The following is a 19,149-nucleotide window of genomic DNA, read 5'->3' as shown; positions in this document are numbered from 1 at the left end:
TCACGGCGATCAGAACGCCGGCCCCCACGCTGATGGCACCCATAGTGTTCCTTTTCTGCTTCAGATGTCCAAGGACTCGACCCAGAAGAACTCGCCTTCGGAGTCGTAGTCATAGAGAACTACGCGGCTCCCCGCGGATAGGTTGCCTTGCCCCGCCTGTCGAACGTCCACAATGGCCGTCGACCCGTCGGCGGCGGCGACTTCGGCCTGGCCGAAGTCATGGGTCACCGACGAGGTGCGGATGACCGCGGCGCGACCCACGAAGTCTCTCCTGCTCGGTTCTTTCGCGGGACCGAAGACGCGACGCAACGGCATCACGATCACCCTCGTCCCGAGTGTGCCGAGGACGAGCGCGACGGCGAGCACGCCGAAGCCGAACCAGATCCTCGTCGGTGTCGAAAGTTCCATTGCATCGAGAAGAACCGTCCCTGCCAGGCTGGCGAACCAGGTGAATGCGATCAGCAAAGAGAGCGAAATGGACAGTGGGACCCCGCCGAAGCCCGCCAGGAGCCCGTCGCCGCCGTCGAAGTCGTCGGTGTCGACAGCGCCGAACAGTGCCAGCAGCCAGTAGCCGATCACCACGATCAGCAGGAAGCTGAAGAGCACGGCCGGGAACCCCAGAGCCGCGGTGACGAACCCGCCCATCGCCGTCGTTCCCTCCCCCATTACCCCGAGTCAGGACTATAACCAGCGCGTGACGCCTGCCGGGCCGTTTTCGGCTACGAGTGGGTCACGGTGTGCGGAAGCGTGCGGACACAAGTAGTCGACTGGTTGCGACACCCCGGGCCCCTCCGGACCGGAGAAAGCGCCCGTGTCGCGAAAGCCACTTTCAGGACATCAGACGTCCCGAAAGTGGCTTTCGCGACACCCGAGATGGCTGCCGCATTTAGTCCCCTGGTTGCGATCCGCCGGACATTCCCCACCGCAAGTAGTCGACTGGTTGCGGCGGCGGGAACCGAGCGGGTGCGGAGCGTTACGCCGACCGGCGGCTCCGAAGCCATCCAGTTGGACCTGTCGCGCCATCGAAGCGAGCCCTACTCTCCAGTATTGAGAGTGACACAGGACACACCACGGTCTTGGGAGGCTCCATTGGGGTGGCACGTTCGCGAGACGATCGACGGGGATCAGCGCGAACGGCGGATCCGCCATGTCACCCGATGTCTGAGTTGCACGCTCACCTGTGTCCATTGTGGACTACCCGCGCGATTCTCGCTCCCTGCGGGCCATCCCGGCCTCGGCGTCGTCGAACACCTTCGGGGCGCGACCAGTCCCGGCCTCCCCGACCTCGCCCTGCTGCACCGGTTCTGCCGGGACGACCTGACCACCGACGCCGGCATCGCGCTCAGACGCGCCTATCTCGGACTGGCGACCGAACTTTTCGAAACGGGGCGGCGGATCCGCCGCCACCGGAGACTCGGCGTGCACCCACCACGGCCGGGGCACCTCGAGACCTACCGAAAACGGTGGCGAGTGGCCAAAATGCGGTACGCCTGCAAGGCGTGCCGGTACTACACCGGCTCTCACTGAGCCGATTCTCCCCCGGAGGACTCGTGCTCGTTCGTCTCATCCTCGGTCTGCTCATCACGGTCGTCGGGCTCGGTTTCGCCGCCCGCCGCGCCGCCTGGCTCTACCGCCTGATCCGGTCCGGCCAGCCGGACGAACAACGCTCGGACGTCATGGCCGTCCGCGCGAAAACGCATCTGGCCGAAGTGTTCGGCCAGCGCAAGCTGCTGAAGTGGTCCGTCCCCGGGCTAGCGCATCTGTTCACGTTCTGGGGCTTCGTGATCCTCGGCTCGGTCTACGTCGAGGCGTACGGCGCCCTGTTCGACCACGACTTCCACATCCCGTTCATCGGGCACTGGGCGGCACTGGGTTTCCTCCAGGACTTCATCGCGGTCGCGGTGGTCGTCTCGCTCGCGGTCTTCGCGATCATCCGGATCCGCCAGGCCCCCGAACGCAAGGAGCGCGCGTCCCGGTTCTTCGGCTCGCACACCGGTGGCGCCTGGCTGATCCTGTTCATGATCTTCAACGTGATCTGGACGATGTTCCTCTTCCGCGGCGCGTCGGCGGCGGTCGGCGTCTTCCCGTACGAGTCGGGCGCGTGGGTTTCCCTTGGCGTGGGCGAACTTCTGGAGCCGCTTGGCGCCTCGGTCACCGAGCCGCTGGAGACCGTCGGGCTGCTGCTGCACATCGGCGTGATGCTGGCGTTCCTGTCGATCGTGCTCTACTCCAAGCACCTGCACATCTTCCTGGCGCCGGTCAACGTCACCGCCAAACGGCTCCCGGACGCGCTCGGCCCGCTGCTGCCGATGGAGTCGGCAGGCAAGCCGATCGACTTCGAGGATCCGGGTGAGGACGACACCTTCGGCCGCGGCAAGATCGAGGACTTCACCTGGAAGGGCATGCTCGACTTCGCCACCTGCACCGAATGCGGCCGCTGCCAGTCACAGTGCCCGGCGTGGAACACCGGGAAGCCGTTGTCCCCCAAGCTGTTGATCATGGATCTACGCGACCACCTCTTCGAGAAGGCGCCGTACATCCTGGACGGTAAGGAAGCTCCCGAAGAGCGTCCGCTCGTCGGCACCAAGGAGGACAACGGCGTCATCGATCCGGACGTCCTCTGGTCCTGCACCTCCTGCGGGGCGTGCGTCGAACAGTGCCCGGTGGACATCGAACACGTCGACCACATCGTCGACATGCGCCGCTACCAGGTGATGATCGAGTCGGCCTTCCCCAGCGAACTCGGCGTCCTGTTCAAGAACCTCGAAACCAAGGGGAATCCCTGGGGCCAGAACAACTCCGACCGCCTCGCCTGGACGAAGGATCTCGACTTCGAGGTACCGATCTTCGACGGTGAACTCGCCGACGACGTGGAGTACGTCTACTGGGTCGGCTGTGCGGGCGCGTTCGACGACAACGCCCGCAAAACCGTTCGCGCCACCGCGGAACTACTTCATCTGGCCGGGGTCAAGTACACGATTCTTGGCACCGACGAGTCCTGCACCGGCGACCCGGCCCGCCGCTCCGGCAACGAGTTCCTCTTCCAGATGCTCGCGCAGCAGACCGTCGAGACGCTGAACGCGGTGTTCGAAGGCCGCGAACCGGGCACACGCAAGATCGTCACCACCTGCCCGCACTGCCTGAACACCCTCGGCCGCGAGTATCCGCAACTGGACGGGAACTACGAGGTCCTGCACCACACGCAACTGCTGAACCGCCTGGTCCGCGCCAAGAAGTTGACCCCGGTCAAACCGGTCGACGCCGGCCCGGTGACCTATCACGACCCGTGTTACCTCGGCCGCCACAACAAGGTCTACGAGCCGCCGCGCGAACTCGTCGGCGCGACCGGCGCCACGCTGAGCGAGATGCCCCGGCACGCCGACCGCTCGCTGTGCTGCGGCGCCGGTGGCGCGCGGATGTGGATGGAGGAGCAGATCGGCAAGCGCATCAACCTCGAACGCGTCGACGAGGCGCTCGGCACGGACGCCGAAACGATCGTCACCGGCTGCCCGTTCTGCCGCGTGATGCTGAACGACGGCCTCGTCCAGCGGCAGAGTGAGCAGCGTGGCGAGAATGTCACCGTGCGCGACGTCTCCCAGCTCCTGTTGGAAACGGTGAAGGAGAAGGGCCGGACCCCCACGGAGATTTAAGGCACACGAGAGTTGGAAGTTCGGTGTGCCGAACTCTAGACTCAGGAGATGGCGAATCTCCGCAAGACCGTGTGCGCGCTCGCGGCGTCGGCACTCGTGCTGTCCGCGTGCGGCGGCCCGAGCGCCAGCCAAAGCGACAGCAGGCCCGTCGTGCTGACCACGTTCACGGTGCTGGCGGACATCGCCTCGAACGTCGCGGGCGACAAGCTCAGGGTCGAGTCGATCACCAAACCCGGCGCCGAGATCCACGGCTACGAGCCCACTCCGGACGACATCAAGAAGGCCGCGAAGGCCGACCTGATCCTCGACAACGGGCTGAACCTGGAGGCCTGGTTCGCGCGGTTCGTCTCCGAGAGCGACGCGCCGCACAAGGTGGTCAGCGAAGGCGTCGAGCCCATCGCCATCGGCGAAGACTCCTACGAAGGCAAGCCGAACCCGCACGCGTGGATGTCGCCGAAGAACGTCGGGATCTACGTGGACAACATGGTGAAGGCGTTCAGCGAGGTCTCCTCCGGCGACGCCGCCACGTTCAAGGCCAACGGCGATGCCTACAAGGCGAAACTGCAGGCCGTCCAGGACGAGATGACCGGCGCGCTGATCGGGCTGCCGAAGAACGAACGCGCGCTGGTCACCTGCGAGGGCGCTTTCTCCTACCTGGCGCGCGACACCGGCCTCACCGAGCAGTACATCTGGGCGGTCAACGCCGAACAGCAGGCGACGCCGCAGCAGATCACCCGCGCCATCGAATTCGTCAAGGAGAACAAGGTCCCCGCGGTGTTCTGCGAGTCGACCGTCTCCGACGCCCCGATGCGCCAGGTCGTCTCCGCGACCGGTGCCGCGTTCGGCGGCGTCCTCTACGTCGATTCCCTGTCCGGTCCCGAAGGCCCGGTGCCGACCTATCTCGACCTCATCCGCCACGACGCGAAGACGATCGTGGCCGCGCTCACCGGGGCGAAGCCGTGACCGCCGCGATCCGCGTCGAGGACGTCACCGTCCACTACGGCGAAGTCCTCGCCCTCGACGGTGTCGACGTCACGCTCGAACACGGCCGCGTCTGCGGACTGGTCGGGATGAACGGGTCCGGCAAATCGACGCTGTTCAAGACGGTCATGGGCATGGTCCGCCCGGACAGCGGCGCGGTCACGGTCGACGGCGGCACACCCGCCCGTGCCCGCAAGACCGGTGTGATCGGCTACGTGCCGCAGAGCGAGGACGTCGACTGGTCGTTCCCACTGTCGGTGCGGGACGTCGTGATGACCGGTCGCTACGGACGTCTCGGGTTCACCCGGCGTCCGCGCCGCGCCGACCACGAAGCCGTCGAACAGGCGCTGGAACGGGTCGAACTGACCGAACTCGCCGGACGTCAGATCGGGCAGTTGTCCGGTGGGCAGCGCAAACGCGCGTTCGTCGCGCGCGGCATCGCGCAAGGCGCGCGCGTGCTGCTGCTGGACGAGCCGTTCGCCGGTGTGGACAAGCGTTCCGAAGCCACGATCACGCGGCTACTCAAGGAACTCGCGGCCGACGGCGCCGCCGTCCTGATCTCCACGCACGATCTGCACGCCCTGCCCGGCCTCGCCGACGAGGCGATCCTGCTGATGCGCAAGGTGCTCGCGCACGGCTCCCCCGGCGAGATGCTGCGGCCCGAGAACCTCGCGCTGGCCTTCGGACTCGATGTCCTGCGACGGGAAGAGGAACCCGCGTGAGCTTCTACGACCTGTTCCTCGAACCGCTCTCCTACGACTTCATGGTGCGGGCGCTCGCGTCCACAGTGGTCGCTTCGACGGTCTGCGCGGTGCTCTCCTGCTGGTTGGTGCTGATCGGCTGGTCGCTGATGGGTGACGCCGTTTCCCACGCGGTGCTGCCCGGTGTCGTGCTCGCCTACATCCTCGGCGCGCCGTTCGCGCTGGGCGCCGTCGTGTTCGGTTTCCTCGCCGTGGCACTGATCGGCGTCGTCCGCGACACGAGCCGTGTCAAGGAGGACGCCGCGATCGGCATCGTGTTCACCACGCTGTTCGCGCTCGGCCTCGTGCTGATCTCGGTGACGCCGAGCCAGACCGACCTGAACCACATCATCTTCGGCAACCTGCTCGGCGTCGACACCTCGGATCTGATCCAGATCGGCGTCCTCGGCGCGATCACCCTGGGCCTGCTGGTGCTCAAACGCCGCGATTTCACCTTGTACGCCTTCGATCCCACGCACGCGCACGCGATCGGGCTCAACCCGCGGCTGCTCGGTGCCGCGCTGCTCGGGTTGCTCGCGCTGACCTCGGTGGTGGCGTTGCAGGTGGTCGGCGTGATCCTGGTGGTGGCGATGCTGATCATCCCCGGCGCGACGGCGTACCTGCTGACCGACCGGTTCGGCCGCATGCTCGTGATCGCGCCGTCGTTCTCGGTGCTCGCCGGGGTGATCGGGCTGTACCTGAGCTACCACCTCGACACCGCGTCCGGCGGGATGATCGTGCTGGTGCAGGGCGCCGGCTTCACACTGGTGTACCTGTTCGGGCCGCGGCACGGGATCGTCGGGAAGCGGCTGGCCAAACGCAGGCGGGAGCTCGCGAGGAGCTGAAGGGGACTTCCCCCGCATGCGATGCGACGAAAGCGCCCTGCACCGCGTGACATGAGGTGAAAGCGTCCTTCAGCTCCGGTAACCGGGCGATCACCCCGCGCTCTGTGTCTCTCACGACATCGGTCCACGCCCAACCTTAGGTTAGGCTCCCCTCATGTCTACGGAAGACGCGCTGCTCACCGGCCATGACCTGGTGCTCGCGCACCAAGAGCGGGCCGTGGTGGACGGCGTGTCCCTGTCGCTGCGGGCGGGCACGGTGACCGCGCTGGTCGGCCCGAACGGCTCCGGCAAGTCGACGCTCCTGCGTTCGCTGGCGCGGCTGCACAAGCCCCGCGAAGGCAGCGTCCGACTCGGCGACCGCACCGTCTGGGGACCGAATGCGTTGTCCGGCAAGGAGTTCGCCCGCCGGGTCACGTTGCTGACCCAGCACCGGCCCACGCCGAGCGGGGTCTCCGTGCGTGACGTCGTCTCCTACGGCCGCTATCCATACCGCTCCGGCTGGCGCGGGGTCGACGTCGACGGTGCCGCCGCGATCCGCCGCGCGATGGAACTGACCGGCGTGACCCCGATGGCCGAACGCGGCGTCGACGAGCTCTCCGGCGGCGAACTCCAGCGTGTCTGGCTCGCGTCCTGTCTCGCCCAGCAAACCTCCGTGCTGCTGCTCGACGAGCCCACCAACCATCTCGACCTGCGCTACCAGGTCGAGATCCTCGACGTCGTCCGTGATCTCGCCAACGAAGGCGTCGCGGTCGGCGTGGTGCTGCACGACCTCGACCACGCGGCGATCATCGCCGACGAGGTCGTGCTGCTGAGCGAGGGAACCATCGTGGCCACGGGTGACATCGGGCAGGTGCTCACCACCGAGCATCTTTCCCAGGCCTACGGCGTCACCGTCCACGTCGCGAACGACCCGGTGACGGGCGCGATCCACTGCAGGCCACTCGGGCGGCATTCGCCCAGGCCCGCCTGAGAAAACCAGGAAGAACCATGCGTTTGCTGACCCCTGCCGCCCTCGTCGCGACGGCTGCGCTGCTGCTGTCCGCCTGCGGCACCACCGAGAACACCGCCGCGGTGCCGAGCGAGTCCGCCGCGAGCGGCCCGGTCACGCTGACCGACGCACGCGGCAAGGCCGTCACCCTCAAGGCGCCCGCGAAGCGCGTCGTCGCACTGGAGTGGGGCGAGGCCGAGATGGTCGCCTCGCTCGGCGTCATGCCGGTCGGCGCGGCGGATGTCGCGGGCTACAACGTCTGGGATAAGGCCGCCCCGCTGACCGCCGAGGTCAAAGACGTCGGCAAGCGCAACGAACCCAGTGTCGACGCGATCGTCGGGCTGAACCCCGACGTCGTCATCATGGCCGAAGAGCGCGACTCGACGCTGGTGCCGCAGATCGAGAAGTACGTGCCGGTCGTGGTCACCAAGTCCAGCGACGCCAGCCGCAACTTCGACCGCCTGCGCGAGGACTTCAAGCTGATCGCGAAGACGGTCGGCAAGGAGGCCGAGGCGGACAAGCAACTGTCCGAAATGGACGCCAAGCTCGCCGAAGGCAAGAAGGCCGTCGAGGCCAAGGGCGCCGCGGGCACCCCGTTCCTGATGGCCGACGGCTACCTCGAGGGCAGCACCGTCAGCATCCGCCCGTTCGGCAAGGGCTCGCTGGTCTCCGACACCGCCGAGGCCGTCGGCCTGAAGAACGCCTGGACCGGCAAGGTCGACCCGCAGTGGGGTCTCGGCCAGACCGACGTCGAAGGCCTGACCACGCTCACCGACCCGAAGACCGTGCTGTTCTACAGCGCGGCCGAAGAGGACGTCTTCACCACCGGGCTCGCGCAGAACGCCGTCTACCAGCGGCTGCCGTTCGTGGTGTCGAAGAAGATCCACAAGCTGGAGGCCGGGACGTGGACCTTCGGTGGCCCGAAGTCGATCATCTTGACCGCCGACCAGATCGTGAAGGTCATCACCGCCTGATGCTCAAGGATCTGCGCGCGCCGCAAGCGGTGCGCACCGCGGTGGTGTCGGCGGGGCTGGTCGCGCTGATCGTCGTCCTCGCCGGCCTCCACCTGACCCAGGGCACCTCGACGTCCGGCCCGCTGGACGTGGTGAAGGCGATCCTCGGCCAGGGGGACGCGCAAACCCTTGCGGTACTTGAGGGTTCGCGTGTTCCCCGGCTGCTCGCCGCGCTGCTGCTTGGCGTCGCGCTCGGTGTCGCGGGCGCGGGAATGCAGTCCGTGGCGCGGAACCCGCTCGCCTCGCCCGACACACTCGCGGTCAACGCGGGCGCGCATTTCGCCGTGGTGGCCATTTCGGCGTTCGGTCTCTCGCTGCCGCTCGTCCCCGTGGGCGGGGCGGCGTTCGTGGGCGGGCTCGCCGCGGCCGTCATCGTGCTGGGCCTGGCCGGTGGCGGTGCGGCGAGTCCGCGGCTGGTGCTCGTCGGTTCGGCGGTGCTGCTGGCGCTCCAGTCGGTGACCATCCTGATGCTGCTCTTGTTCGAGGAGGAGACGTCCGGCCTGTTCGCCTGGGGCAGCGGCTCCTTGACGGTGTCCGACCTGCGGGCGACCGGCCAGATGACGCCGATCGTGGTGATCGCCGTCGTGGCGCTGATCGCGATGAGCGGCAAACTCGACGTCCTCGCCCTCGGCGACGACAACGCGACCGTGCTCGGCCTCCGGGTCCGCCGGACGAGGGTCGGCGCGATCGTGCTGACCGTCGCGCTGACCGCGGCGGCCGTGACCGTCGCCGGGCCGGTCGGGTTCGTCGGGCTGAGCGCGCCGGTGATCACGAAGCTGCTGCTGCCGATCGCGAAACACCGGGTGCTGCTGCCGGTGTCCGGGCTGGTCGGCGTGGTGACGGTGCTCGGCGCCGACGTCGTCCTGCGGGCGATCATGGGCTCGGCCGCCGCCGTGCGCGTGCCGACCGGTGTGGTGACCACGATCATCGGCGCCGTCGTGATGGTGTGGCTGGCCCGGCGCGGTCGCGGCGGTGGCTCGCGACGGCAGGCTCCGGCCGGTCGGGTCGGCGTCGCCGGGACGAAACGACGGCTGGTACTGATCTCCGGCGCGCTGGTGGTGCTGCTCGCCGTCGTCCCGGTCGTCGGCCTGATGCTGGGCGACCGTGTGGTGCTGCTCGGCGACCTCGCGAACTGGGTCACCGGCAACACCGGGACCGCGCTCACCTTCGTGCTGGACCAACGGCTTCCGCGCGTACTGGCCGCACTGCTCGCCGGTGCCGCGCTCGCGGTGTCCGGCTGCGGGATCCAGTCGGTGAGCCGCAACCCGCTCGCCGAACCCGGACTGCTCGGCATCACCGCGGGCGCCGGGCTCGGCGCGATCACGCTGATCACCATCGTCCCGGCGGTCGGCGCCTGGGCGATCGCGGGTGCCGCCGGCGCCGGTGCCGCCGTGGTGTTCCTGCTGGTCTACGGGCTGGCGTGGCGGTCGGGGCTGGATTCGGACCGGCTGGTGATCATCGGGATCGCGGTCTGGTCGGCCGGGATGGCGCTGATCACGCTGCTGATCGTGGTCTCCGACCCGTGGAACTCGGCCAAGGCACTGACCTGGCTTTCGGGGTCGACTTACGGGCGCACGCTGGAGCAGGTCGCACCGGTGGCGCTGTCCCTGATCGCGCTGACGCCGTTGTTGTGGGTCAAGCACCGCGAACTGGACCTGCACGCCCTCGACGAGGACACGCCGCGGGTGCTCGGGCTGCGCATCGAACGGTCGCGGCTGGTGATCCTGGCGGCGTCCGGGATCCTGGCTGCCACCGCGGTGTCCGCGATCGGCGTGGTCGTCTTCGTCGGACTGGTCGCTCCGCATCTGGCGCGGTCGCTGGTCGGCGGACGGCACGGCCGGGTCGTCCCGGTGGCGGCGGCGCTCGGGGCACTGCTGGTGAGCGTCGCGGACACCCTCGGGCGGACGGTCATCGCGCCCGCCCAGATCCCCGCCGGTCTGGTCATCGCCATGGTCGGGACGCCGTATTTCGTGCTGGTGCTCTGGCGGACCCGGCCATAGAAGTACAGGAAGGCCCCCTTCCTGTACCTAGGCGCCAGGGTCCCGGCAAAGTCGAGGTCTTGCAGGTCAGGCGGCTATTCGTCAATTCGTGAGGCTGACGGTGAAGGAATTGGGACGTTGAGTGTCCCAATTCCTTCACCGTCGCGGCGCCGTACCGGTGGTCTGTCACCCAGAACCCGGCGTTCGCCCCTGAGCGTGGAGGATTTGGGACGTTCAACGTCCCAAATCCTCCACGCTCAGGTAGTCAGCGCGCCAAGTCCGGATCACCAAGAGCAGCGCCGACCACCAGCTATGCGACTTTGCCGGGCCCCTGACTTTGAGGGTAGGGAAGGAGGCCTTCATGTACTTCGGCTACAGGGTCTTCTGGAGGTGGGTGGCGAGGAGCTTGGTGAAGCGGGCCGGGTCGCCCAGTTCGCCGCCCTCGGCCAGCAGAGCCATGCCGTAGAGCAGTTCGGCGGTCTCGGCGAGCCCGTCGTTCTCACCCTGCGAAGCGAAGGCGTCCCGCAACCCGGACACCAGCGGGTGGCCGGGGTTGAGTTCCAGGATCCGCTTGATCTGCGGCATTTCCTGGCCCATCGCGCGGTACATCTTCTCCAGCGTCGGGGTGACGTCGTTCGTGTCACCGACGATGCAGGCGGGAGACGTCGTCAGCCGCGTCGAGAGCCGGACCTCCTTGACCTGCTCCGCGAGCGACGTCGTCAGCCAGGTCAGCAGCCCGGAGAACTCTTCCTTCTGCTCGTCGCTGGTGTCGTCGAGTTCGACCTCGCCCTTCGCGACCGACTGGAACTGCTTCTCCTCGAAGCCGGGCACCGAGTCGACCCACATCTCGTCGATCGGGTCGGTGAGCACCAGCACCTCGTACCCCTTGGCCTGGAACGCTTCCAGATGCGGGGAGTTCTCGATGCTCTGCCGCGACTCACCGGTCAGGTAGTAGATGTGCTCCTGGCCGTCCTTCATCCGTTCGACGTACTCGCGCAGCGACGTCAGCTTCTCCGGATCGTTGGTCGACGCGAAGGAGCAGATGTCGAGGATCGCGGTGCGGTTCTCGAAGTCGTCCAGCAGGCCTTCCTTGACCGCCCGGCCGAACTCCTTCCAGAACGTCTCGTACTTGTCCGGGTTCTCGTCCGCCATGAGGGTCTTGACCGTCGAGAGGACCTTCTTGACCAGGCGACGGCGGATCAGCTGGATCTGCCGGTCCTGCTGCAGGATCTCGCGCGAGACGTTGAGCGAGAGGTCCTGCGCGTCGACGACACCCTTCACGAAGCGCAGGTACTCCGGCATCAGCGCTTCGCAGTCGTCCATGATGAAGACGCGCTTCACGTACAGCTGGACGCCACGTTTGCGTTCCCGCATGAACAGGTCGAGCGGCGCGTGCGCCGGCAGGAACAGCAGCGCCTGGTACTCGAAGGTGCCCTCGGCCTGGAGCCGGATCGTCTCCAGCGGGTCGTTCCAGTCGTGCGCGACGTGCTTGTAGAACTCGTTGTACTCGTCTTCGGTGACATCGCTGGAGGACCGCGCCCACAGCGCCTTCATCGAGTTGACCGTGACGACCTCTTCGCCTTCGGTCATCCGGATGGGCCAGGTGATGAAGTCCGAGTACTTCTTGACGATCTGCTTGATCTTCGTGGCCGAGGTGTAGTCGAAGAGCTGGTCTTCGGTGTCCTCGGGCTTGAGGTGCAGGACGACCGAGGTGCCCTGCGGCAGGTCCGGGACCGTCTCGATGGTGTAGGTGCCCTCGCCCTCGGACTCCCACCGGACGCCCTCGTCCGACCCCGCGTGGCGCGTCAGCAGCGTGACCTTGTCGGCCACCATGAAGCTGGCGTAGAACCCGATGCCGAATTGGCCGATCAGATCCTGCGAGGCCGCGGAATCCTTCGTTTCCTTCAACTTCTTCAGGAATTCGGCGGTGCCGGATTTCGCGATCGTACCGATCAACGCGACGACGTCGTCCCGGCTCATCCCGATTCCGTTGTCCCGCACGGTCAGGGTGCGGTTTTCGGGGTCGGTGTCGATCTCGATGTGGAGATCGTCGGTATCCGCCTGGAGTTCCTTGTCGCGGAACGCTTCGAGGCGGAGTTTGTCCAGTGCGTCGGAGGCGTTGGACACCAGTTCCCGCAGGAAGGTGTCCTTGTTCGAGTAGATCGAGTGGATCATCAGCTGAAGCAGCTGACGTGCCTCCGACTGGAACTCGAGTGTTTCGGCAGAGGTGGTCACGCGGCGATATTACCGAGCGCGGAACGGGGTCAAGCCAGCCTCTGCCGTGCCACCTCGACCAGCCCGTCACCGGTGGCCTGTTCGATCGTCGTGACGGCGGATCTGCCGGTGGTCTCGACCGTGGCGACGACGTTGCCGAAATGCGGTCCCGACGTCTTACGCCAGTCGAGGGGAAGCGGTTCGACACCGCCCCGCGCCGCCCACCGGCGGGCGAGGGAAGCCAGCCGGGGCGACCAGGTGGCGGCGAAGGCCAGCCGGAGCGGTCTCGGCATCGCGTTGTGCACCGGCGAGCAGGTGAGCTGGTAGACCGCCGAAGTCACCGGTTCGGGGTAGCGCGCCTCGGCGATGTAGGCGTGGTGGACGTCGCCGGAGAGCACCGCGATGGTGGCGGGCGGCTCTTCCCGCCGCCCCTCGCGCGCGATCATCGCGGCGAGCCGGTCGAACGACGCGCGGAACGCCGCCCAGTGCTCGAGGTCGCCCGCCTGCCGGATCTTCTCCGCGAGCCGTCCTCGCCATCCGGGGCGGCGGCAGGCGCGTTCGTTCAAGGACTGCAGGTGGGAGATCACCGGCGGCAGCAGCCACGGCAGCGAAGACCCGATGAGCAGGTGGTCGCAGGCCTCGGCGGCGTTGGCGGCGTTGTCTTCGATCCAGCCGAACTCGTCGTCGTCCACCATGGACCGGGTGCCGCCCGCCAGGATCCGGCCGGCGCGGCTGTCGATGACCAGCAGCCGCACCTTGCCGAAGTCGCGGCGGTAACTCCATCGCGCGCCCTTGGTGCCGTCGCGTTCGTTGTCGGCCTCGTCGGCGTACGCGACGAGCAGGTCCGCGTTGTCGCCACCGGAGGTGATGGCCTTCTGGAAGGTCGGGTCCTCGGCGAGTTCGGCGGGGCCGAGGTTCCCGAGGTGCTGGTAGGCCCAGTACGACATGATCGCGCCGCGCAGCCGCTCCTGCCACCACGGCTGCGCGCGCATCTGCTCCCGCCAGGTGTGAGAGGTGTTCCAGTCGTCGCGGACGTCGTGGTCGTCGAAGATCATCGACGTGGGCACGGTGGACAGCAGCCAGCGGATCGAAGGTTCGCCCCAGGCCTCCAGGTAGAGGTGGGTGTACTCCTCGAAATCCGTCACCTCCGTGCCCGGCGGCTTCGAGGTGTCACGGCGCTGCTTCAGCCATTCCTGCGTTTCGTCGGTGGTCTCGTCGGCGTAGACCTGGTCGCCGAGCATCAGCAACGCCTGCGGCCACTCGGCTTCCGCGCCGTCCGCCATCCGGCGGGCGTACGCGGCCAGCGCGTCCGGGCCGAAGGCGTCGCCGTCGTGCGGTTTGCGGCAGGAACCGAACACGAGCCGGAGCCGGGACTCGTTCTCGGGCAAGGTCCGGATGCGGCTGGGCGGGAACGCCGTTCCCGCCTCCGGCCACACTTTTTCGCCGTCCACGCGCACTTCGTACTCGGTGCTGGTGCCGGGTTCGAGCCCGGTGAGCACCAGCAGGGCGAAGTGGTGGCCGCGGACCTCGAACGTCCTCGCGGTGGTGCCGAGGACTTCGACCTCACTCGCGGTGTCGGTCTCGACCCACACCGTCGCCGATGTCTCGTCGACGTGACGCAGCAACGGACCCAGGCGCAGACTCATTCTCGAAACGGTGCCACAACCGGGCGAAGATCGTGCGCTGAGCGTCAGCCGTGCTGGTCGGGGGCGAACTCGTGGCCGAACCGGTAGACGCCGAGGCAGTAGGTGAATCCCGACTCGCTCAGCGGGTCCAGGCCTTCCCGGCGGCAGTGGTCGAGGAAGCCCTCGGCCTGATGCCACCGCTCACCGTCGAACCAGAACACGCCACCGGCGTAGAGGATCGTCGCTCCCGTCTCCGCATCGACGAGGTTCAGGGATTCGTAGTTTTCGGGGCGGTTCCGCACCAGCGCGACGAGGTGTTCGGGGACGCCGCCGTAGAGCGCCTCCTGCACCGAGTAGTCCTCCTCGGCGAACAGGTTCAAGTCAGACTCGTGGTCGAAAGTCAGCAACAGCGCTTGCTTGTCCGGCGTGAAATACCAGACGGCCGACTGTCCGCCGCCGTCGTTCCAGGCGAACCGCTCCGCACCGTCCACCTCGACGGGCGTGATCTCGGTGATCGCGTCGATCACCGCGGCACGCCGTCGCACCTCTTCGAGGGGTGTCGCCGCGAGGGCGGCCCAGATCTCTTCGCTCACCGGCGAAGACTACCGGCTCGCGGGCCCCGTCCAGCCGTCGGGCACGTGGCCGATCCGGATGCGCTGCGGGTGGTCGCCGACCGGGACGGACTTCACCTTCGCGCCGGTCGCGAAGTCGATCGCGGTCACCTGGTCCGACCCGCTTTCCGAGATGACGCAATGCTTTCCGTCACCACTCACCGTCGCCCAATACGGCTTCGCGGCCGTCACGAGCCGGGCCTCCTGGAGGCTGGCGCGGTCCACAATGGTCGCGTAGTCGTCCATCGTCCCGGCGACACACAGCTTGTCACCCGACGGGCTCATCGAAAGTCCGTGGTGCCGCGAGTCGTTGACCCAGGTCGTGCGGTCTTCGTTGGTGTTCGGGTTCTTCGGCAGCGTCTTCGACCGCGTGATCCGGTCGGTGGCGACGTCGTACTCGAGGACACCGTTGAAGAACGAGACCTGGAAGTACAGCTTCGACTCGTCGGGGGTGAACGCCACCGGCCGGACGGCGTCGGAGAGGTCGCTGCGCCCGAAGGCGTCCAGACGCTGCCGCATGTCGATCACCTTGACCTGCCGGAAGGTGTTCGCGTCGACGACGGTGAGCTTCCGGTCGCCCTTGGTGAAGTCCTGCCACGGCGCGTCGAGCGCGGTGTTCACCTCGCCGATCGAGCTGTTCCAGAGGTACCGGCCGCCGTCGGTGTAGGTGTTCTCGTGCGGTTTGTCGCCGGTCTTGAACGAGCCGAGCTGCTGTCCTGTCTCGATGTTCAGCACATGGACGGTGTTCGACGTCGAGGCGGACACCGCGATGCTGCGACCGTCCGGCGAGACGGCCATGTGGTCGGAACGGAAACCCGACACCGGGAAGCGCCAGTTCACGCGGCCGGTGGTGAGGTCGATCGACACCACGTCGGCGAAGCTCGGGCGGGACGCGACGACCGAGCGGCCGTCCGGCGTCGTGTAGAGGTCGTCGACGAGTTGGTCGTGGCCCTCCCCGACACCGTTGCGGATACCGAGGAAGAACGCGAGCTTGATCGGGTTCAGGTAGATCTCGGTGAGCCGCTCGTCCTTGTCCGGCACCATGTCGACGCGGGCGATCTTCGCGTAGTCGCCGGAGGACCGGATGACGTCCGCGGTCCCCTCCCAGTTGTTGCCCACGAACAGGACCTGCCGCAGGGCGGCGCTCGCCCCGGCAGCGGGCACCACGCCCAGCATCGCGACGGCGAGGCCGGTGACGAGGACGGTGTTCAGCAACCGGCGTTTCCGCATCGGGCGCACCTTTCGCGGGTCGGTGTTACCTTTCGGTAGCTCACAGGAAACCAACCGGACGGACACCGTCGGTAGGGGCCGGCCGCCAAGTGCGGCCGGGTTCGTTGTGCACCGGTCACAATCGCGCGGGAAGGCGGTGGCGATGGGGCACCGGCTGCTGCACGAGGTGCTGTCCGCGATGGCGGCCGACGCCGACGTCGTCGACGAAGTGGTCCGGGCCGCCCGCACGGAGTCGCCGGAAGTGGCGCGATTGCCGGTGAGCGAGAACCGGCGGCACGTCGCGATCGTGCTCGCCGCCGGGCTGGCCTCCTTCGACCGGCCGGGCGGGGCAGGCGAGCAGGACTACGCCGCGGCCGCCGTCCTCGGTGCCGACCGGGCCGCACAGGGCGTGCCGATCGCCGCCCTGCTGCGCGGGGTGCAGGCCGGCCGCAGCCGCGCGGTCGAGATCGCCGTCGAACGCAGCAAGGCGGCCGGGGTCCCGGACGACGTCATGCTGGCGGCGCTGGTCGACTTCGACCGGAACACCCGGGCGCTCGAACGGCAGGTCATCGCCGGTTACCACGAAGCGGAACTCGAACTCTCCCGTTCGGTCCAGGACAGCCGGGCCCGGCTGCTGCGGCGGTTGCTGGGCGGCGACACGGCGGCGCCGTCGGCCGAGGAGGTCGCGCACGCCGGGCTGAATCCGGGCGGGCGCTACCACCTCCTGCTCTCCGACGTCGGCGATCCGTACCAGGCGCGGGTCGTCGAGCGACGGCTCGGCGGGACGGGTGGTGTCTTCGGCCTGGTCGAGGGGCGGCTGACCGGGCTGGCTCCTCGGCTGCCCACCGCGTCGGCGCTCGGGGACGACGTGCTCATGGTGGCTTCCCCCGCCGTCCCGCTCGCCGAGGTCCGCGGGATGCACGCGCTGTGCGTGATGGCCCTGCCGACGGCCGCTCGATCCCGCGGTCTGCACGCGGTGGCCGATCTGGCCGTGGAGACCGCGCTCGCCGCCCAGCCGGGGCTCGCCGCGCTACTCGAAGGCACTTTGCTGACCGCGTTGACGCCAGGCGATCCCTTCCACGAGCAACTCGTCTCCACCGCGCTGGCCTACCTCGACCACGGACGGCGGCTCGACCAGACGGCCGCGGCACTGCACGTCCACGCGAACACCGTCAGGTACCGGCTTTCCAGGCTCGGCGAGATCACCGGGGCGTCGCTCGACCCGCCGGAAGACGACGGCGGATCGCATGTGCGGCACACCGTCGGCTGGTGGTGGGCGCTGCGCACCTGGCGCTCGGGCTGAACCACCGGGGCCCGCCGTCCGTGTAACCCGATGAAGGCAGTCCACCCCGGAAGGAACCCCGCCTTGTCGGTTTTCCCGCGTCCCGCCCTGGTCGGCCTGCCCGGCGACCGGACGACAGCCCGCGAAATCGCGTCCAGCGCGGCGACGACGCTGTCCGCCGTCCTCGTGCTGTTCGCCCTGCTCGTGCCGAACGACCTCGACAGGCTGACGCCGGAGGCGTTCGTGCGGCTGCCGGTGGAGGCGCTGCTCGGCGTGGCGGTCGTGCTCATGCTGCGCGACGGTGCCCGGCGGATCGTCGCGGTGGCGGCAGGCGCCGTCCTCGGGCTCCTGACCGTCGTCAAGGCCATCGACATCGGCTTCGGGCTCGCGCTGAACCGGCGGTTCAACCCGGTGTTCGACTGGGGTGTGCTCGGCAACGGCGTCGACCTGCTCGGCACGTCGATCGGCCGGACCGGCGCGATCGCGACGTTCCTCGGGCTGGCACTGCTGGCCGTGGTCGTGATCGTGCTGATGGCGCTGGCCGTCCTGCGGCTGAGCCGGGTGGCGGCCGGGCGCCGCACCGTGTCGACCCGGGTGGTCGCCGTGCTCAGCGTCATCTGGATCGTGTGCGCGGTGTTCGGCGTACAGCTCGCTCCGGGGCAGCCGCTCGCGTCGCGCAGCGCGGCGGCCTTCGCCTACGACGACCTCCGCCAGGTGCGAGCCGGTATCCGGGACCGGGAGGCCTTCGCCGAGGAAGTCGCTGTCGACGCCTTTCGCGACGCTCCGCCGTCCGGACTGCTGAACGCGTTGCGAGGCAAGGACGTCCTGTTCACCTTCGTCGAGAGCTACGGGCGGGTGGCCGTCCAGGACTCCGACATCGCGCCCAAGGTCGACGCGGTTCTCGACGCAGGGACCGCGCGGCTGAAGAGCGCGGGGTACGGCTCACGCAGCGCGTTCCTGACGTCGCCGACGACGAGCGCGGGCAGCTGGCTGGCGCATTCGACGTTCCAGTCCGGCGTCTGGGTCGACAGCCAGCACCGTTACGACGACTTCGTGAAGACCGACCGGTTCACCCTCGGCGGCGCGTTCAAACGCGCGGGCTGGGACACCGTCGGCGTCGTTCCGGCGCATACCGAGGACTGGCCGGAGGGCAAGGTCTACGGCTACGATCGCTACTACGACTCGCGCGGCATCGGGTACCGCGGCCCGCCGTTCTCCTACGCCACGATGCCGGACCAGTTCACGCTTTCGGCTTTCCAGCGCGCCGAACGCGCGAAACGGCACCGCCCGCCGCTGATGGCGGAAATCGACCTCGTCACCAGTCACTGGCCGTGGACGCCGCTCCCCCGGATGGTCGACTGGACCGCCGTCGGCGACGGGTCGGTCTACAACCCCATGCCCTCGCAAGGGAAAACGCCCGACGAGGTCTTCACCGACCCGGCCAAGGTGCGCGGCGCGTACGGCGACTCGATCGCCTACTCGCTGAACTCGCTGATTTCGTACGTCGAGACGTACGGGGACGACGATCTCGTGCTGGTGTTCCTTGGCGACCACCAGCCGAACCCGATCGTCGCCGGTGAGGGCGCGGATCGCGACGTCCCGATCACCGTCGTCACCCGGGACAAGGCCGTGCTCGACAAGATCGCCGGCTGGAACTGGCAAGAGGGCCTGAACCCGGACCGGAACGCGCCGATCTGGCAGATGAACGCCTTCCGGGACCGGTTCCTGACCACCTTCGCCCACTGATCACGCGAGATCTCCACCCAATCACGCAAGATCTCCGCCCAATCACGCGTGATCTCCACCCAATCACGCGAGTTCCGCTTCCAAGCACGCGAGTTACGCGTCCGGTCACGCGGGTTGCCCGCAACTAGAGGACTAGTTGCAGATGTTAGAGCCATTCGTTGATCGCGGCGATGGTGACGGTGGTGTCGTAGCGGACGGCGAGTTTGTCGTATCTGGTGGCGACGGCTCGGTAGCGTTTGAGCCGGTTGATGCCGCATTCGACGGCG

15 protein-coding genes and 1 pseudogene are annotated in these 19,149 nt (G+C 68.0%); 10 read left to right on the top strand and 6 right to left on the bottom strand.

Annotation, left to right across the window (positions count from 1 at the left end):
- Positions 1-60 precede the first annotated feature (60 nt).
- The gene (locus ACLARN_RS42425) at positions 61-666 is read right to left on the bottom strand and encodes a hypothetical protein (RefSeq protein ID WP_409497145.1); all 606 of its coding nucleotides are present in this window, start codon (positions 664-666) and stop codon (positions 61-63) included.
- Between the two features lie 423 nt (positions 667-1,089).
- Between ACLARN_RS42425 and ACLARN_RS42420 the strand changes: the two genes are divergently transcribed.
- From ACLARN_RS42420 to ACLARN_RS42385, 8 genes are all read left to right on the top strand, one after another.
- On the top strand, positions 1,090-1,527 hold the full coding sequence (locus tag ACLARN_RS42420; protein ID WP_409497144.1) for a hypothetical protein: 438 nt from the start codon (positions 1,090-1,092) through the stop codon (positions 1,525-1,527).
- Positions 1,528-1,550: 23 nt separating this feature from the next.
- On the top strand, positions 1,551-3,650 hold the full coding sequence (locus ACLARN_RS42415) for a (Fe-S)-binding protein (protein WP_409497143.1): 2,100 nt from the start codon (positions 1,551-1,553) through the stop codon (positions 3,648-3,650).
- Between the two features lie 48 nt (positions 3,651-3,698).
- Complete coding sequence (locus ACLARN_RS42410; protein ID WP_409497142.1) at positions 3,699-4,613, top strand: metal ABC transporter substrate-binding protein; 915 nt, start codon at positions 3,699-3,701, stop codon at positions 4,611-4,613.
- Complete coding sequence (locus ACLARN_RS42405; RefSeq protein ID WP_409497141.1) at positions 4,610-5,353, top strand: metal ABC transporter ATP-binding protein; 744 nt, start codon at positions 4,610-4,612, stop codon at positions 5,351-5,353. Before ACLARN_RS42410 ends, ACLARN_RS42405 begins: the two co-directional genes overlap by 4 nt.
- On the top strand, positions 5,350-6,216 hold the full coding sequence (locus ACLARN_RS42400; protein ID WP_409497140.1) for a metal ABC transporter permease: 867 nt from the start codon (positions 5,350-5,352) through the stop codon (positions 6,214-6,216). Before ACLARN_RS42405 ends, ACLARN_RS42400 begins: the two co-directional genes overlap by 4 nt.
- Positions 6,217-6,370: 154 nt before the next feature.
- Complete coding sequence (locus ACLARN_RS42395) at positions 6,371-7,186, top strand: ABC transporter ATP-binding protein (RefSeq protein WP_409497139.1); 816 nt, start codon at positions 6,371-6,373, stop codon at positions 7,184-7,186.
- 17 nt (positions 7,187-7,203) lie between these two features.
- The gene (locus tag ACLARN_RS42390; protein WP_409497138.1) at positions 7,204-8,178 is read left to right on the top strand and encodes an ABC transporter substrate-binding protein; all 975 of its coding nucleotides are present in this window, start codon (positions 7,204-7,206) and stop codon (positions 8,176-8,178) included.
- The gene (locus ACLARN_RS42385; protein ID WP_409497137.1) at positions 8,178-10,217 is read left to right on the top strand and encodes an iron ABC transporter permease; all 2,040 of its coding nucleotides are present in this window, start codon (positions 8,178-8,180) and stop codon (positions 10,215-10,217) included. The genes ACLARN_RS42390 and ACLARN_RS42385 overlap by 1 nt, the downstream gene beginning before the upstream one ends.
- A gap of 351 nt (positions 10,218-10,568) precedes the next feature.
- On the opposite strand, the gene htpG is transcribed toward ACLARN_RS42385, so the two are convergent.
- From htpG to ACLARN_RS42365, 4 genes are read right to left on the bottom strand one after another with little or no spacing between them, the layout of a single operon-like run.
- Positions 10,569-12,431 carry a molecular chaperone HtpG gene (gene htpG, locus ACLARN_RS42380; RefSeq protein ID WP_409497136.1) on the bottom strand — a complete coding sequence of 621 codons (1,863 nt, stop codon included), beginning with the start codon at positions 12,429-12,431 and terminating at the stop codon, positions 10,569-10,571.
- Between the two features lie 29 nt (positions 12,432-12,460).
- On the bottom strand, positions 12,461-14,056 hold the full coding sequence (locus tag ACLARN_RS42375) for an alkaline phosphatase D family protein (protein WP_409497135.1): 1,596 nt from the start codon (positions 14,054-14,056) through the stop codon (positions 12,461-12,463).
- A gap of 44 nt (positions 14,057-14,100) precedes the next feature.
- Positions 14,101-14,628: a hypothetical protein gene (locus tag ACLARN_RS42370; protein WP_409497134.1), complete on the bottom strand. Its 528-nt coding sequence runs from the start codon at positions 14,626-14,628 to the stop codon at positions 14,101-14,103.
- 9 nt (positions 14,629-14,637) lie between these two features.
- Positions 14,638-15,876 (bottom strand): YncE family protein, encoded by a 1,239-nt coding sequence (locus ACLARN_RS42365; RefSeq protein ID WP_409497133.1) that lies wholly within the window; start codon positions 15,874-15,876, stop codon positions 14,638-14,640.
- A 142-nt stretch (positions 15,877-16,018) separates the two neighbouring features.
- On the opposite strand from ACLARN_RS42365, the gene ACLARN_RS42360 reads away from it, so the two are divergent.
- Positions 16,019-17,158 (top strand): helix-turn-helix domain-containing protein, encoded by a 1,140-nt coding sequence (locus tag ACLARN_RS42360; RefSeq protein WP_409497132.1) that lies wholly within the window; start codon positions 16,019-16,021, stop codon positions 17,156-17,158.
- 63 nt (positions 17,159-17,221) lie between these two features.
- Positions 17,222-18,883, top strand: a complete 1,662-nt coding sequence (locus ACLARN_RS42355; protein WP_409497131.1) for a sulfatase-like hydrolase/transferase — start codon at positions 17,222-17,224, stop codon at positions 18,881-18,883.
- A 145-nt stretch (positions 18,884-19,028) separates the two neighbouring features.
- Here ACLARN_RS42355 and ACLARN_RS42350 read toward each other — a convergent pair.
- Positions 19,029-19,149: pseudogene (locus tag ACLARN_RS42350) on the bottom strand (IS5/IS1182 family transposase); the annotation flags it as partial.

Origin of the sequence: Amycolatopsis sp. cmx-11-12 (assembly GCF_046269425.1) — a bacterium.
GTDB lineage: Bacteria > Actinomycetota > Actinomycetes > Mycobacteriales > Pseudonocardiaceae > Amycolatopsis.
Note: the sequence above shows the minus strand (reverse complement) of the source record. Positions and strands in the feature narration are given on the sequence as shown.